The following is a 15,987-nucleotide window of genomic DNA, read 5'->3' as shown; positions in this document are numbered from 1 at the left end:
CTTGCCGCTCCGGTGGTCGCCTCGCTCGGCTCCATCCTGACCGTAGTGCAGCCCCTGCCGCAGGAAACCTTCCAACCGAAAACACCGGTACAACCTCAGACTGAAGACCAGCCAACGGAGCAGCACGCGTTGGCGGAAGAGCTCGGTTTCGGGATCGACCAGACGCGCATGACGGTGCCGGTCGAGATCGGCGACGACGGCCCGTTTCCGTTCATCGTCGACACCGGGTCGGAGCGGACCGTGCTGTCGCAGGAACTGGCGACGCGATTGCAGCTGTCGCCGGGGCCACGGGTTCGCGTAACCGCGATGGCGGGAACGGTTCCCGTTGGGACTGTATTGGTCCCGATGATCGTCGTGGGATCGCCCAAGGTGGGAGCGCATCTTACGGGATCCCGCATCGAGGCGCCGGTGTTGTTCGAACGCCATCTGGGGGCGCCCGGGCTTGTCGGTATTGATACGTTGCAAGGGAAATCGATTCAGATCGATTTCGCGCGTAACGTAATGACCGTAACCCCGGCAACACGCCGAACCCGGCTCGAGCGTTTTGGTCGCGACGACATTGTCATTCGCGCCAAGAACCTGTTCGGTCAGCTCGTCGTCACTGATGCACGCTATGGTGGACAAAGAATCCGCGTGGTGATCGATACCGGGGCGGTCGTCAGCATGGGAAATATCGCGCTCCAGCGGCTCGTCGCCAAGAGCAGCGGTCCGATGACCTCGGTAAGTCTGCTTAGCGTCACCGGAGCCACGCTGCAGGCGCAATACAGCATCGTGACGGGGGTAAAGATCGGCGAGATCGAATTAGCGAACCTGCCGATCGCCTTTTCGGACGCCGCCCCGTTCACGCGGCTTGGCTTGGCGGACCGGCCCGCCTTGCTTCTTGGGATGGATGCATTGCAGTTGTTCGGACAAGTCCGGATCGACTTCGTCAACCGTGAACTCCATCTTGCACGCCCGAAAAAGGCGCCTGCACGGTTATGACCGAGCCAGGCGTGGCAGCGCCATTCATCGCACCCCGTTGCGTTCCCCGCTCAGGGCGTTAGCCTCGCTAGATCAGCAGGCAGGGGGCAACATGCGCGCGATCACTTTGGCGATCCTTCTCGGTACGACGGCAGCGGGGGCCGGGTTCCCATCCGCAGCAACGGCGCAGGACAGGCCGGACCAGAAGGCCTTCTTTGAGATCTACAAGGAACTGGTCGAAACCAACACCACGCTCTCCGCCGGCAGTTGCACGCAAGCCGCTGCGCAAATCGGTGTGCGCCTGAAGGCGGCGGGCTATGCTGACAGTGACATCACCTATTTTTCGGTGCCCGATCATCCCAAGGAGGGTGGCCTCGTCGCCGTGCTGAAGGGCAGCAATGCGCGCATGAAGCCGATGCTGTTGCTCGCGCATCTCGACGTGGTCGAGGCCAAGCGCGAGGATTGGACGCGCGATCCGTTCAAGCTGGTCGAGGACGGCGGCTATTATTACGCGCGCGGCAGCACCGACGACAAGGCGCAGGCGGCGATCTGGTCAGACGCGATGATCCGCTTCAAGACCGGCGGCTATCGCCCCAAGCGCACGATCAAGCTCGCGCTGACCTGTGGCGAGGAGACGACCTTCGCGTTCAACGGCGCAGAGTGGCTGGCGAAAAACAAGCCCGACCTCATCGCTGCGGAATTCGCGCTCAACGAAGGCGGCGGCGGGTTGCTAACCGAACAGGGCGAACGCAAGACGTTGTTCCTCCAGGTAGGCGAGAAGGCCGCGCAGAACTTTACGCTGCTCGCCACCAACCCCGGCGGGCACAGCTCTCAGCCGACCCCCGATAACGCAATCTACCAATTGTCCGACGCGTTGAGGGCGGTGCAAGGGTATGAGTTCCCGATCCGCTTCACCGACACGACCCGCGCCTTCTTCGCCGGAAATGCGGCGGCACAGCCCGGGCCCATGGGCGATGCGATCAAGCGGCTGCTAGCCGATCCAACCGATACTGCGGCGGATGCGGTGGTGAGCGCGAACAAGACTTTCCATTCGGTCCTGCGCACCACCTGCGTTGCGACGCTGGTCAACGCCGGCCATGCCGAGAACGCGCTGCCGCAGCGCGCGACCGCCAACGTCAATTGCCGGATCTTTCCCGGCGAAACCGTCGATGCAACTCTGGCGAAGCTGAAGGAACTGGCGGGAGACAAGGTGACGGTTACTGCCAACCAGCCAATTCGCCCGACCGCGGTTCCGCCGACGCTCGATCCCAAGATCCTGGGACCTGCGAAGACCGTTGCGGCGAAGCATTTCCCCGGCGTCCCGATCCTGCCGATGATGTCGACCGGCGCGACCGATGGTGTGTTTCTAGAGGCAGTGGGGATTCCGGTATACGGCGTGCCGGGGATGTTTATCGCGTCGGACATTAACCGCGCACACGGTCTCAACGAGCGGATGAACGTCAAGTCGCTGTATGACGGGCGCGATTACCTGTTTGATGTGGTCAAGGTGTACGCGGGGTAGGGCCAGCCAACGGGGCGCTGGCATGCCAGGACGCGTTAGAGCCCCGCGCTGTCCAACGCGGCGGCGAGTTCATCACTCATGCCGTCGTCCTGCTTGGGCGAAAGCCGGTTCAGCACCGTTTGCACGCGCTTCTGGGCGACTTGCAGCGTTTTGTGTCGGACTTCGCGCGTCTGGTTGGTCCGCCACGACGGGCTTTCCCCGAGCAGCGCCGCCCATTTGGCTTCTTCTGCGGCGAGGATGGCGATCGCCAGTCTAAGCCCGTCACGGCGTCCGTGGTCGTATTCGTTGGACATACGCACATTCCTGCGAGCCAAGCCGGCCTGATGCAGAACGGCGGTGCTTCGTGGCTTATGATGGCGACGCGGTTCGGTCAAAGCCGTGCGTCCGTTTTGCCCGGGCAATATGTTCGATCGTGGGAGCCTGTTTCGTTGCGAAATCGTTGGTGTGGATCAGCCTTGTTAGGAACTTCCTGTGTCAGACGCACAAATCATGACCGACCAGACACCGTTGCCGTCGCCGGAGCGGTTGCAGGACCTGTTGCATCAGGCCGCACGCTTGGGACGGGACGACGTCCTTCCCGCGCTGCTCCAGGCAGGGGCAGATGTTGAAGCGCGCGACGCAAAAGGATATACGCCTCTGATCCTGGCCAGTTACAACGGCCACGAAGGCGCGACCGCGGGGTTGTTGGCGCATGGCGCGGATACCGCTGCCGGGGATGGTGCTCGGGGGAATACCGCGCTGATGGGCGTCGCCTTCAAAGGCTATGCCAATATCGCGCGTCTGCTGCTGGATGCCGGTGCAGACGCGAACCAGCGCAATCTCGCGGGTCAAACCGCGCTGATGAACGCGGTAATGTTCGGGCACGGTGCGATCGTCGAGATGTTACTCGCCGCGGGTGCTGAAACCGCGGTGATCGACGTCGCGGGGAACAGCCCGGCAAGTATCGCGGCCGGGCAGGCCAACACTGCAATGGCGGATCTGATCGACCGTGCGACCAGTCGATAAGGAGTGAGCCCCCTTTTTGGGCGGGGCGTCCTGGATTTTGATCAGGATCAGCCGTCAGTCAGCGATGGGTGCCGCGACGAGAAGTTCCGGCATTCGGCACGATCCGACGCCAGCAAGCCGGAAGTCGAACTGTCGGCCGAAAATCGAGGAGCGCCACAAACGCACGCGCGGCTTTAGGTCATCCGATCCTGCGGAGCGTTTCAAAGCTGCGAGAGGATCACAGGGGAGCGATCGGGACGAGCGTTCGAACCTGTTAAAGGCTCGACCCAGCTAATCATCACTCAACATCTCCGACGATGGAGACGATCATGATTTGACCACTCCTGCAAGGCGGTCGCGACGCCTATATCGAGACGATGCAACCGACGTTCTTCATCAACCACGGTGGTGGTCCGTGCTTTTTCCTCGATCCCGGTCCGATGCGGGAAGCATGGGCGGAGCTAGAGGAATATCTCCGTGATTTTGCTGCAGCACTCACCGAGCAGCCCAGCGCGATCCTAGTTGTTTCAGGTCATTGGGAAGAAGCGCGAGCGACAGTCAACGCCGCCGCTGCGCCGCCTTTACTGTTCGACTATGGCGGCTTTCCCGACCACACCTACCGGCTGACATGGCCCGCCCCCGGGAGTCCGGAGGTGGCAAATCGGGTGCGTAACCTGCTCGGTCTTGCCGGTATCGAAAGCGGTGCGGACACGGTGCGCGGTTGGGACCATGGCGTCTTCGTACCGCTCAAGGTCATGTTCCCTGAAGCCAACGTTCCAACCGTCCAATTGTCGCTCAAGCGCGGGCTGGATCCCGAAGCTCATCTCGCCATCGGTCGCGCGCTCACGCCTCTGCGAGAAGAGGGCGTACTGATCATCGGCAGCGGCCAGAGCTACCACAACATGAGCGGCTTCATGGGCGGTAGCCGAAGAGCTGAGCCCGATGCCGAGGCATTCGACGCATGGCTCCGTGAAGCGATGGTGGACGGCATCACGCGGGAACGTTCCTTGATTGCCTGGGAACAGGCTCCCGGCGCTCGTCATGCGCAGCCACGGGAAGATCACTTGCTGCCGCTGATGGTGGCGGCGGGTGCTGCGTCCGGAGAGCCCGGCCGGACCGACTTTCACGGACACGCCCTCGGAAAGCCGATCTCTGGCTTTCGTTTCGGATAATAATCTCCCCAACGAAAAAGGGACGCGCGCCGACGTTGCCCCGGTAAAGTGGAACGCTTGTGAATCTATTCTTCCGCTCGCTTCAGCATGCTCGCAACCTTTGACGACAGCGCTTCGAGGGTGAAAGGTTTCGTGAGCAATTCCATGCCGTGTTCCAGATGGCCATTGCCGACCGCAGCATTCTCAGCGAACCCGGTGATGAACAGCACCTTCAGCCCGGGCCGCAATCGCCGCGCTTCGTCCGCGACCTGACGACCGTTCATGCCGTTGGGAAGGCCAACATCGGTGATGAGTAGGTCAATGTGAGCGCCCGACTGTAGAACCTTGATACCGGCGGCACCGTCGGCTGCGCCAATGACCGTGTAGCCGAGCTCATCCAGCACCTCGTCGATCAAATGTCGGATCGTTGCCTCGTCATCGACCACGAGCACCGTCTGGCCCATTGTTCCGTCGACAAGTACACCTTCGGTATCGGTGCCGTCGGATTCCGCCTGGCCGTGATAGCGCGGGAGGTAGATGCACACCGTCGTTCCATGGTCGATTTCGGAATAGATGCGAACCTGTCCTCCGGACTGACGCGCGAAACCATAGATCATCGATAGGCCTAGGCCGGTCCCCTGGCCAATGGGTTTTGTGGTGAAGAACGGCTCGAAAGCGCGCCCGATTGTTTCTGCGCTCATGCCTGTGCCCGTATCGGTCACGCACACGGAGATATACTGTCCCGGAGGCAGATCCCGCTCGCGACTGGTGCGATCATCGATCCACTTGTTCGCAGTCTCGATCGTGAGTGTTCCGCCATGCGGCATCGCATCGCGTCCATTGATACACAGGTTCAGAATGGCGTTTTCGAGCTGACCGGCATCAATTTCGGCAGTCCATAGACCGGCTGCGCCGACGATCTCGATGTCCGTGGTCGCCCCAACCGTGCGTTGGAGCATCTCCTCCAGACCGAAGATCAACTTGTTCACATCGGTGGGCTTCGGATCGAGCGTCTGCCGACGCGAAAAGGCGAGCAATCGTTGCGTCAGCGAGGCAGCGCGCCGGCCCGCACCTTGGGCTGCATTCACAAAGCGATCTAGATCATCGTGCCGACCACGGGCAACACGAAGTTGCAGAAGTTCAAGGTTCCCCATCATGCCAGTCAGCAAGTTGTTGAAGTCATGCGCCAAACCACCGGTCAACTGGCCGACGGCCTCCATCTTTTGTGCTTGGCGGAGGGCCTGATGGGTTTCGGCAAGCTCTGCCTCGGCCCGCAGTCGAACAGAGATGTCGCGGGCATAGTGAAATGCGCCGACGACCTGGTTACTGGCGTCCCGCAACGGCGAGTAGGAGACTTCCCAAACAGGCTTGGCGAGGTCAGGATTTCCAAAGGCTTCGCTGATGGTGTAGCTTTCCCCGGTAAGAGCACGTTCCATGAAGGCCCGCATTATCGGTGCCTGGTCCGGTGGGAACAGATCGGGGAATACCTCCCCCAACTGAACTTCATGATGGAAGATCCGAAAGATTTCGTCGCTGTGGGCCTTATTGAAGGCGATCAACCGGCATTCGGTATCGAACGCGCAAATCGGATCGTTGCTGGCCTCAATGATGTCTTGGGACAGTTGAAGCTGGGCTGTTCGACTAGCCACCTCCTGCTCGAGTGTTTCGTTGAGCGCTCTCAGCGCTTCTTCTGCACGGCGACGCGCAGAGATGTCGTTGAACAGAATTGCGATCCGCCCCTCACCCGCTTCTCCGATGCGAAAGGCGTATACGTCGAACCAGCGTCCGAGGGCCTGCGATCCCTGTTCGAAACGGATCGGCTCACCGGTAGAGGCCACACGGCCGTAGATGTCGAACCAGTGCTCCTCGAGCTCGGGTACAGCCTTTCGCAACCAGGTTTCTCGAATCGTCTCGTCGAAGCCGGTCTGTCGGAAGAAGGCGGGGTTTGCGTCGGTGATACGGTAATCCGTTAGACCATCCGCGTTCCGCTGGGTGACTTCAGCCACACAGAAGCCGGATTCGATGGAATCGAACAGCGTGCGGTAACGCGCCTCACTTTCGCAGGCCGCATTATACTGGCGCTCCCGATCGAGCACGGCCCGCCGGAGGTTGAGCTGCGCCATGACCTGTCGGGACAGAATTTGGAGCGTATCCAGCTGAAGCTGAGTCAGGTCCCGTGGACGAAAATCAAGGACACATAGCGTTCCGATCGGGACGCCTTCCTCGCTCTTGAGAAGAACCCCTGCGTAAAATCGGATGTGTGGCTCACCGATGACGAGCGGGTTGCAGGCGAACCGGGGGTCTTGCGCCGCGTCCTGAACGAGCAGGAAGTCTTCTTCCAGAATGGCTTTGGCGCAGAACGAGCTTTCAAACGGAGTCTCGCGGACGCCAAGACCCACCTCCGCCATGAAGAACTGTCGATCGGCGGCAATCAGATTGACGACGGCGATCGGCGTATCGCACAGCTTGGCAGTGAGCTCCGCAAGCTCATCGAACGACTGATCGCGCGGCGCATCCAGCACCGCATAGCAAGTCAGGGCGGCAACCCGCTGCGCCGTCCGCTCGTCAGCCACTTCCGCCGTCATCGTGGTCCCAATTCCGTTCTCTATGCCATGTGACAGATTACGGGGTTAGCGCCAGAGTAGAGAAGGCGTAACACTCATCTTTTCGCGCGCGATCGACGCGCGGTGATACGGCACGATGCTACCGCGGTGTGAACTGCCGACCGACGTTTCGCAGGTCGGTAATCGCAATTGGTGGCGAGGGTTTTTTACCAATAGAATCGCCAGGGGCGAAGTTTCAGTAGCTCGTCAGTAGAGGCGCTGGGCAACCAGTTTCGCTTCACGCGTGCAAGCCGGAGTGTCGTGTTTTGCTGCGCCTGCGGCCTTCAGAAGTGCTGCAACCTCGTGCTTGGACGCTGTGAGATCGGCGGCGAAGGCGGGCTCGCCCTGCATAGCCGTCAATGTCGACGAGGCCGAAAGACGCGCTGCTTCGACCGCGCTGGCATTGTGGACACCGCACACGACCCGACTTTCGCCGTAAGCCCGGCCGTGCGCTAGCAGCGCGGTTGCGCGGTCCGGTGCGACCTGCGCCAGCAACGTCGCCATGGTCCAGCCCGCCGTCGCATGGCCGGATGGATAATCATAACTATCCGCCACTTCCGCCGCGGGCTGGCAGATCGGCCCGCTGTCGATCTGGAATGGGCGCTGCCGCTTGTAATATGTCTTTGCAGTGCCTGTCTGGCGTCCCGTATCGAACATGGCGCGCCGAAGCAGCGCGGCGGTTCGCGGGGCGTTTTCGGGTGTTAGCGTGATTCCAAGTGCGCAACTGAAGTCATGGAACAGGTCAGACGGGGCGGACTTCACGTCGTTGGTCGCCATCTCCCAACGAGGACTGGCCTGAAGCGCGCGGGTCGCTTTGAAGGTCGCGCGGTCGGCGATTCCCCGGGGATCGGCCGGCGTCGGGGCAGGTGGTAGGACAACCAGCACGTCGAACGCGCCCGGCCTCAAATAGCCCCCTGGCCCAAGCGACTGTTGTGCGCCGGCAATGGCGCCAGCGCTTGTGAGGGTGGCGGCGATGAGTAGCGGCAAACGAGTCACGGAGTGTCGATCCTCAAGGCTTGGGTCATCGAAAGGGTAAGGATACTCTTGCCGATCGCATACCGATGATGGCCTGCGAATATGTCAGCCACTTTGCATCGCTCGGTTCCAGAGCGCGGCGGTGTCCGCTGGTGGTGGACCGTCAATCACCAGCAGCAACCGCTCTTCGCCCGTGCCCGCGATCGGCGGGGAGCGATGGACGATGGCCTGTTCACCGGCGAGGTTCCGGCCTTTGAAGAGGCCGACCGCGCCTGGAGAAAGCGATCGGGGCGTCTCGCCCACCAATGCATCGGTGCTGTCGACGGACCGTTCGATCCACTGTGTTCCCGACCCGCGATAGGTGCAGATCAGCCGGACGGACACGTAATCCGCGTGCCAGCGCTTGCACGCGTCGCCGACCGCCCGCTCCAGGCGGATTGCGACATGCGACAACGCCATGATCACTGCAAAGGCTGCGCTGAGTGAAGCGATATCGGTAGCGATATCCGAATGCCAAGCGGCGGGTGGCTGCCGTGCGAACGCCTCCGTCAGCGCTGCGTGCGCATGATCGATCGCGGTCGTCATCTGGATGGTACCAAAACCGTCCAGAGGCCCGACCGGCACCATCGAAGGCCTCTCCCAGATCGCGAGATTCACTCTGGGATCGAGGATCGCTGTAAACGCATCGATGGTGGGCGCTCGACGAACGTGCGAGCGGGAAGAGGCAAGTATCGACGCGCCGTTCATCAGGACACCTCTCGCACACCCCAGGCGGGGAACGGATCGGGCATTCCCTCCCATAGCCGGGGCGTGAAGGCGGCGGCGGGTATAAGACACGCATCGAGGCGGCGTCTGATCTCGGCCTCGTCCATGTCGATGCCGATGAAGACAAGTTCTTGCCGTCGGTCGCCCCAGATCGGCGACCATCTGGCAGCCACCATCCGGTCCCATGCTTCGCCGCTCGGACGCTCCGACGCGGGGATGCAGGCCCACCAGCGGCCGAGCGCTTCCGTCACCGATTGGGCTCCGGCTTGAGCGAGCTCTCCGCACCAATCGGGACGCGTCGCAAGCCAGAAATGGCCCTTCGCCCGCACCACACCCGGCCACCCGCCCCGCGAGAAATCGTGGAACTTAGCCGGGTCGAAAGGTGCGCGAGCCCGGTAGACGAAGCTTTCGACACCGTATTCCTCGCTTTCGGGACGGTGATCGGCGTGGCCGTAAAGTTCCTTCGCCCACAGCGGATGCAATTCCGCCTTTTCATCGTCGAACAATCCGGTTTCGATCACGGAGTCGAGCGGCACCGCTCCATGTCGTGCCTCGACGATGCGGGCGTCGGCGTTGAGCGAGGCCACCAGCTTGCGCACGGTCGCCAGTTGTGCGGCATCGACGAGATCGGCCTTGGTAATGACGATCACGTCTGCGAACTCGATCTGCTCGACCAGCAACCCCACGAGACTGCGCCGATCATCATCGCCGAGCGCTTCGCCGCGATCGGCGAGAAAGTCGGTGCTTGCATAGTCACGCAACAGGTTTGCGGCATCGACCACCGTCACCATCGTATCCAGACGCGCGACATCCGACAGGCTTTCGCCCTGTTCGTCCTCGAACGAGAAGGTGGCAGCGACCGGTAACGGCTCGGAGATACCCGTGCTTTCGATCACGAGGCAGTCGAACCGCCCGGCGTCTGCCAGCGCGCGAACCTCGACGAGAAGATCCTCGCGCAGTGTGCAGCAGATGCAGCCATTGGTCATTTCGATGAGCGTGTCCTCGCCGCGTGAGAGGGCGGTATCCCCACTGCGGACCAAATCCGCATCGATGTTCACCTCGGACATGTCGTTGACGATCACGGCCACCCGCCGGCCCTCTCGGTTGGCGAGGATGTGATTGAGCAGCGTCGTCTTTCCAGCGCCCAGGAATCCGGACAGGACCGTCACCGGCAAGAGAGCCTTTACATCTTGAACCATCGAACTGCACCCTACGTCATGATATGTTGTATCATTACGACATGAGGGTTGGTTTTGGCAAGACGAGAACCACACGGACTCACGATACCAGTCAGTGCGATCTGCTGCCTGCCGGATGGGCGGCGTGCGTGGTCCGTTGCTACGCGCCGCAACCCCCCGTGGAGGTAGTGCCAGCGGTTTTCGCAGCCATCGCTCTATCCGAGGCGGACTCTCGTCCCCTTTCAGCGCTCAATCGACCTCGCGGGCGATGGGATAGCGGAGAGGGTACGGATGTCCGGGGCCGGCGCGTTCGTAGAACCAGGCAAGTCGCGCCTCAGGATCAGTCGCAAAGCCAGGCTCGGCGACCAATTTTGCCTCGAACGCGCTTTTGATCGCGGGATCGGTCGCGAGCATGCGATCGCCCAAGGCGGCGAGAACGAACGCATCCGTGCTCGGCGCTGGCGCCATCATCTCGGGGAAGAAGCCCCACGCAAGAAACGAGTCCTGACTTTCCGGTTCCAGCAGCGCCGCGGCTAATAGTCCCAATTCCTGATCCGCGGGTACGCGGACGCTGCCGACGGGCATTACCTGCTCGCGCCGTTCATGCGAGAAAGTAGCGGTGATCGGCACGCGTCCTTCGCTTGGCTGGGACAGCTTCGCATCGATCAACCTGACCTGATCGACGTTCAGCGTCCGCGAGACGGTACTTGTTTCCAAAGCGATGCCGTGAAGACGCAGCCGTTCGATCACTTCAGTCTGCGCAGCCGGGACCCACCACGCCTTGGGGAGTTGCACCGTTTGCGTAGCGCGCTGGCCAATGATCGGCATGCGGAACGTAAGGGGTTTTCCAAGCCACCGCTGCTCCATGCGCCCGGATGCTGGAGACAGGTAGGTGTCGAACGCCACCCCATTGAAGCGTTCGATCCAGCCGATCGGCTGTTCTGCGGGAGACCAGCGGGTCAGAAGCTCGGTGGGACGGGAGGCGCGGTCGTTCCGCTTCGCTGTAGCGATGCGTTGTGCATCCTGCGCTGCAATCTTCAAGGCGGCTTCGAGCAGGACATAGGTGCCCAGCACACGTTGACGATAGGGTTTGAGCATGTGGTTTTCGACCAGCACCGTCGGCACGCTGATGAAGTCGCCGTAACCCGTCGAGTAGCGTGGCCCCTCTGGACTGAAACGGATGCCCTTGGTGGGCGCGCGCGTGTCGATCGGGCTTGGATAGATGCTCGGCGTATGCCCGGCCATCGTCAGAGCGGAGGTGACAGCCTGCCCGAAGCGACCTTCCAACCAGTCTGCGGTCGCTCGGTGCCGGGCGTATTTGCCCCAGCCCGCATAGGTGAAGGTTACGTCATACTGCATGTCGAAGCCTTCGCTGACGTGGCAGTCGACGTAGAGGATCGGGTCGAGCGCCCGTAACAGTCCGATCATGGCGCGAGTCTCGGGCGCGTCCGCCTTTGCGTAATCGCGATTGAGATCGATATTGCGGGCATTTGCCTCGCGCCCCTTCTGGGAGGGGCCACGGATATGGACGAAATTATACGCGCTTATCTGTTCGTGACCGTCGATGTTGTAGATCGGCACGAACACCAGATCGACCTTGTCGAGCAGATCCTCCTTTCCGCGCAACGCGATGTCGCGCAGCAGCATCAGCCCTGCATCCTTCCCGTCGATCTCGCCCGAGTGGATCCCCGCCTGCACCAGCACCACTGGCTTGTTCGCGCCGCCCTTGCTCGCGCGCACGTACAGCAGATCACGCCCCTCGCCCGTACGACCAAAGCTGTGCACGGTGATCAGCGGCGAGGCCGCATCCAGCCGCGCAAGCCACGCTTTCACGTCGGCATAAGGCGGCGTTGTCTTGAACCCAGACGCTTCCGCCGGGGTAATCCACGGATCGTCGCCTTCAACGATCAACGCTTCGCTCCTGCCAGACCACGGCAGAGTAGGCGGCAGGGGAGCGGGGCCCTGCGCCGCGAGCGGTGCTGCGACCATGAGGAGAAGAAACGCCAAGTTGGAAGGTTTACGAGGGGACACGGATCGACTTTCGGGAACGATGGTAGGGATTTGGTTCAACGGGAATCGTCGCGGCTGATCCCGCGTATCTGAACTGCGCTCGCTGCGAGGATAAGGCCCGTCACGATCAGCAACAGCAGCATCGGGATGGCTGGCCAGGAAGCCGTGCCGCTACGGGCGTGGTAGCTTGGCAGCAAACCGAAGTCGGCACGCGTGAAGGGCCGATCGAGGAAGAGATAGGGGTAGAAGAACGAGCGCAGCTCCTTGTGGAACGCACCGATGCTGTCCTGATAATCGAGCTGCGCGACAAGATCGGTGTCGGCGAGCCGATGCAGGACTCCCTGCGCCGCGACATTTGGCAGGAGCCAGCCAAGCCGGACTGTCCAGCTTTCGCGGTCGAGCAGGCTGGCACGATAGGCAGCAACCTGCGCCGCCACGGCTTCGTCGCCGACCTGATGCATGGCGAACAGCCATTTCCAATGGAACCGACCCTTGAAGCTCTCGTGACCACGCCACTCGGGATGGGTCGCCAGAAAACGATCGAACGTTGCAGGCTTGGGGATGTCCCAGCCGTGATGAACGATCTCACGCTGCGCCAAGGTCAAGTCGATGCCCTTGCTGACTGGCACAGCGCGCGCGATCGCGGCATTGGCGAGGGTGGGGAGCAGCAGGGTCAGCACAATCCAGCATCCGACGGAGCCTGCTGCCGCCGTTGCCGATGCACGCACCCGGCTGGCGATGAGCACACTGAGTCCGAACCAGAAGGCAAGGTACACCGAAATCACGACCACGATTCCAAGTCCGAGCATGGCAGGGGCGCCCGTAGCAACAAGGGCAACAGCGGCCGGTGTCAGCAGGGACAGCGCGACAAGCAGGTAGCGAAGACCAATCCGCCGCCGCCACAAACCGGTGCCCGGCATCGACAGCAGCAGGCGAAGCCGTCCGCCTTCCCGTTCGCCGGTGACCAGATCGTGAGTCAGCGCGATTACTACCAGGGGCGCGAGATAGATCGCGACGAAGGCGAAGTCGAACACGCCCGGCAGTGCCTGTTCGGCATTCAGCGTTTCAGATTCGTAGAGTTGCTGCTGCAAGCTCAAGGCTCGAACCCGAAGGACTGCCGGTTGGACGTCACGCTGCCCCAGCGCGAGAAAGGCAAGGGCCGAAGGCCGGTCGTGGGTCAGCAGAAACGAGTAATATGCGGCATAGCCTGCCTCACCGTCCGGCTTGCCATATTCCTTGGCCACCGCCGCAAGATCGCGTGCCTGTTCGGCGGTGACACGCGCGATCGTGGCGTCTTGCCGGTCGACCGCCGATAGGCCGGACCAGATCGAAAGCGCTGATAGCAAGAACAACAACGCAAGCGCTGCCGCGGCGAGACGGGAGCGCAGGATAAGACGCAGCTCTACTCGGGCCAAGCTCATCGTGTCGCCTTTCCCAGACGGCGGGCAATTGGCACTGAAAGCAGCCCAAGGCCCGCCAGCCAGCCGCCGAGCACCAGCAGGTTCGGCCAGATCATCGCGGAAGTTGGCACGAACGGGCGATACTGGAAGCGGGGGATGGTCTTCCAGTTGTCGGCGGAGACGCGCGGATCCTCGCCGGCGTTTACGACCGGGATCTTCTCCGCCTGCATCCAGTTGAGCGCCTGCACGAACCGGTAGCGGAACGCCTCCGCCTGGTTGAGAAAGTCCTGATGAGCGGCAAGGCCAGTGCCGGTGAGTGCCATCGACAACTGCCGAACTGCGATGAGCGGGCTGATCGTCCCGAAGGCGCGAACGAAGTCGTTCTGCTCCCCCTCGCGCGCCTCGATTGCCCTCGCCGACTTGGCGTAGAGGCCGGTCGTCAACCGTTCGCCTTCCATGCCGACAAGACCCGCATATTGTACCGGCATGTCTTCGACACGCGACACTCCGTACCGGGCAAGTGCGCGCGCCTTGAAGGCGGCGAAATACGGATCGTCGGGATTATGCGCGTCACCGATCTGCTTGAGCGCACGGTGCAGCGTGATCTCGGTCTCGATTTTGCTCGGCAGCACGGTGCGGGTCGCCGCTACCTCGGGCAAGGCGCGGGGCAGCAGAACGACGACGACCATCCAGATACCGACGAGCGCCACCAGAGCATCGCGCGAGCGAGTGACCAGCGCAGAAACGAGCACGGCGAGCGCAGCCCAGAGCAGCAGCCACGCGGCATACCCGATGACAAGCAAGACAACGATCCTTGCGGGTGCAGCCGCGCTTGCCGCCAGCCAGCCGAGGAGCAGAAACGCCGGCGTGCCGATCGCAAGCGCAATACCGCCGTGGCCCAGCAATTTGCCGATAAGCAGTTGCGGGCCGCTGACACCCTGCGCCAGCAGAAGCCGCAGGGTGCCCCGTTCGCGTTCCCTCGCCACGCTGGTGAACGCCAGGAAGATGAGCAGCAGCGGTGCCAATGTCTGCAGGACGAACGCCGGGGTCAGTTGACCGAAGCGCAAAAGCAGCGACGATTGGCGTGCTTCAGAGAAGTTCGCACTATTCTGCCGATGCCCTTCGAGAAAAATGGTGTTGCCGGTAAAGCTGTCGACGCCGAAATCGACGAAGGCGAGGGGACTGAGCGGCCGGAACACGAATTGCCCATAATGCACCATCCGGTGGGGATGGCGGGCGGGCTGGTTGTCGAAGTCTGTGTCCACCAGGGTCTGATAGTGCGCCCGTTCCGCCTCGATCCCGGCGCGGCGCTCGAAGCTGACCAGCGCAGATACGAGGACGAGCGCAACGAGCAGCAGAGTTGCCACAAGACCAGCGCGGTTCCTGGCCAGGCTGCGCCATTCCTCGAGCCCAATGCGGATCACGCGCACGTTCATGCCGCCACCCTCGTTCCGGTATAGCGGGCGTGGAGCGCGTTGAGATCGAACCGGACAGATCCGGTTCCGGCAGCAAGCTCTTCTTCGATCCGTCCGTCGGCGAGGAAGCCGATGCGATCCGCAACGTCGACAGCGCTCAGGAGATCGTGCGTCACCATGAGGATGGCGACCTGACGGTCACGCGCCGTCTCGATCAGGCGGTTGAACTCCAAGGTGGCACGGGGATCGAGCCCCGACGTCGGCTCGTCGAGCAAAAGCACCGGCACATGACGCGCCAGCGCGAGCGCGATCGCCACTTTCTGCCGCATGCCCTTGGAGAAACCACCAACGCGTTGGTTCCAGGCGTGTTGCGGTAGCCCGACGGCTTCGAGCGCAGGCGCGATGATGGTATCCGGCGACCTGTGGGCGCGGGCAAGCGCAAGGAAATAGTCGAGGTTCTCGCGTGCACTCAGCTGATCATACAGCGCAACACTCTCAGGCACGTACGCGAGCTGTGCGCGTGCCTTGGCCGGATCGGCAGCAGGATCGATGCCACCGACACGCACGCTTCCCGAGGATGGCACGATGAAGCCGAGCAACGCGGACAGCGTGGTCGATTTGCCGGCGCCATTGCCACCCAGGAGCGCATAAATTTCGCCTGGTGCCACCGAGAGATCGAGCCCGCACAACACTTCGCGCTCGCCGTAGCTGTGTCGCACCTCGCGCACGTCGATCGGCAGGGGAGTGCCTGCGTCATTCGTCATCATCGTGTCACCATTTTTTCATCTTGCGCCGGAATTAGCGACGTCTATGAGACGATGTATCGTTACGCAAGGCATAGATGCCCTGCGCTTTCACATGAAATTCGGGGGCATCCGTGATCAGAGCTGTGTCTAAGGTCGTGCAAAATTTGGGGCGGAAGCGCTGGTCACTTTGCGAATGCGCGTCGCTCGCCGCGATTGCCGCGACGACTTGTTCGATCACGCCCGCTTTCGCTCAAGAAGCAACGCAAGCGCAGAAACCA

General features: G+C 62.1%; 13 protein-coding genes. 4 read left to right on the top strand and 9 right to left on the bottom strand.

Annotation, left to right across the window (positions count from 1 at the left end; genetic code table 11):
- Positions 1 to 129 precede the first annotated feature (129 nt).
- Positions 130 to 981 (top strand): aspartyl protease family protein, encoded by an 852-nt coding sequence (locus QBJ92_RS00230; RefSeq protein WP_277967669.1) that lies wholly within the window; start codon positions 130 to 132, stop codon positions 979 to 981.
- A 91-nt stretch (positions 982 to 1,072) separates the two neighbouring features.
- On the top strand, positions 1,073 to 2,482 hold the full coding sequence (locus QBJ92_RS00225) for a M20/M25/M40 family metallo-hydrolase (RefSeq protein WP_277967668.1): 1,410 nt from the start codon (positions 1,073 to 1,075) through the stop codon (positions 2,480 to 2,482).
- Between the two features lie 35 nt (positions 2,483 to 2,517).
- Here the strand turns inward: QBJ92_RS00225 and QBJ92_RS00220 are convergent, their stop codons facing one another.
- Positions 2,518 to 2,775 carry a hypothetical protein gene (locus QBJ92_RS00220; protein WP_277967667.1) on the bottom strand — a complete coding sequence of 86 codons (258 nt, stop codon included), beginning with the start codon at positions 2,773 to 2,775 and terminating at the stop codon, positions 2,518 to 2,520.
- Positions 2,776 to 3,007: 232 nt separating this feature from the next.
- On the opposite strand from QBJ92_RS00220, the gene QBJ92_RS00215 reads away from it, so the two are divergent.
- The gene (locus QBJ92_RS00215) at positions 3,008 to 3,487 is read left to right on the top strand and encodes an ankyrin repeat domain-containing protein (RefSeq protein ID WP_277967945.1); all 480 of its coding nucleotides are present in this window, start codon (positions 3,008 to 3,010) and stop codon (positions 3,485 to 3,487) included.
- 356 nt (positions 3,488 to 3,843) lie between these two features.
- Positions 3,844 to 4,638 carry a DODA-type extradiol aromatic ring-opening family dioxygenase gene (locus QBJ92_RS00210; RefSeq protein WP_277967666.1) on the top strand — a complete coding sequence of 265 codons (795 nt, stop codon included), beginning with the start codon at positions 3,844 to 3,846 and terminating at the stop codon, positions 4,636 to 4,638.
- Positions 4,639 to 4,703: 65 nt separating this feature from the next.
- On the opposite strand, the gene QBJ92_RS00205 is transcribed toward QBJ92_RS00210, so the two are convergent.
- The 8 genes from QBJ92_RS00205 to QBJ92_RS00170 form a co-directional block, all read right to left on the bottom strand.
- The gene (locus QBJ92_RS00205; RefSeq protein ID WP_277967665.1) at positions 4,704 to 7,202 is read right to left on the bottom strand and encodes a PAS domain-containing protein; all 2,499 of its coding nucleotides are present in this window, start codon (positions 7,200 to 7,202) and stop codon (positions 4,704 to 4,706) included.
- Between the two features lie 225 nt (positions 7,203 to 7,427).
- A complete protein-coding gene (locus QBJ92_RS00200) occupies positions 7,428 to 7,997 on the bottom strand; it encodes an acid phosphatase (protein ID WP_277967664.1) in 570 nt (189 codons plus the stop codon).
- Positions 7,998 to 8,300: 303 nt separating this feature from the next.
- On the bottom strand, positions 8,301 to 8,942 hold the full coding sequence (locus tag QBJ92_RS00195; protein ID WP_277967663.1) for a DUF1826 domain-containing protein: 642 nt from the start codon (positions 8,940 to 8,942) through the stop codon (positions 8,301 to 8,303).
- Positions 8,942 to 10,159: a GTP-binding protein gene (locus QBJ92_RS00190; protein WP_277967662.1), complete on the bottom strand. Its 1,218-nt coding sequence runs from the start codon at positions 10,157 to 10,159 to the stop codon at positions 8,942 to 8,944. Before QBJ92_RS00190 ends, QBJ92_RS00195 begins: the two co-directional genes overlap by 1 nt.
- 228 nt (positions 10,160 to 10,387) lie before the next feature.
- Complete coding sequence (locus tag QBJ92_RS00185) at positions 10,388 to 12,127, bottom strand: M14 family metallopeptidase (protein ID WP_277967944.1); 1,740 nt, start codon at positions 12,125 to 12,127, stop codon at positions 10,388 to 10,390.
- Positions 12,128 to 12,204: 77 nt separating this feature from the next.
- The gene (locus QBJ92_RS00180; protein ID WP_277967661.1) at positions 12,205 to 13,569 is read right to left on the bottom strand and encodes an ABC transporter permease; all 1,365 of its coding nucleotides are present in this window, start codon (positions 13,567 to 13,569) and stop codon (positions 12,205 to 12,207) included.
- The gene (locus tag QBJ92_RS00175) at positions 13,566 to 14,984 is read right to left on the bottom strand and encodes an ABC transporter permease (protein ID WP_277967660.1); all 1,419 of its coding nucleotides are present in this window, start codon (positions 14,982 to 14,984) and stop codon (positions 13,566 to 13,568) included. Before QBJ92_RS00175 ends, QBJ92_RS00180 begins: the two co-directional genes overlap by 4 nt.
- Positions 14,981 to 15,727, bottom strand: a complete 747-nt coding sequence (locus QBJ92_RS00170) for an ABC transporter ATP-binding protein (RefSeq protein WP_277967659.1) — start codon at positions 15,725 to 15,727, stop codon at positions 14,981 to 14,983. Before QBJ92_RS00170 ends, QBJ92_RS00175 begins: the two co-directional genes overlap by 4 nt.
- Positions 15,728 to 15,987: the final 260 nt, after the last annotated feature.

The organism is Sphingomonas echinoides, assembly GCF_029623395.1.
Lineage (GTDB): Bacteria > Pseudomonadota > Alphaproteobacteria > Sphingomonadales > Sphingomonadaceae > Sphingomonas > Sphingomonas echinoides_A.
Note: the sequence above shows the minus strand (reverse complement) of the source record. Positions and strands in the feature narration are given on the sequence as shown.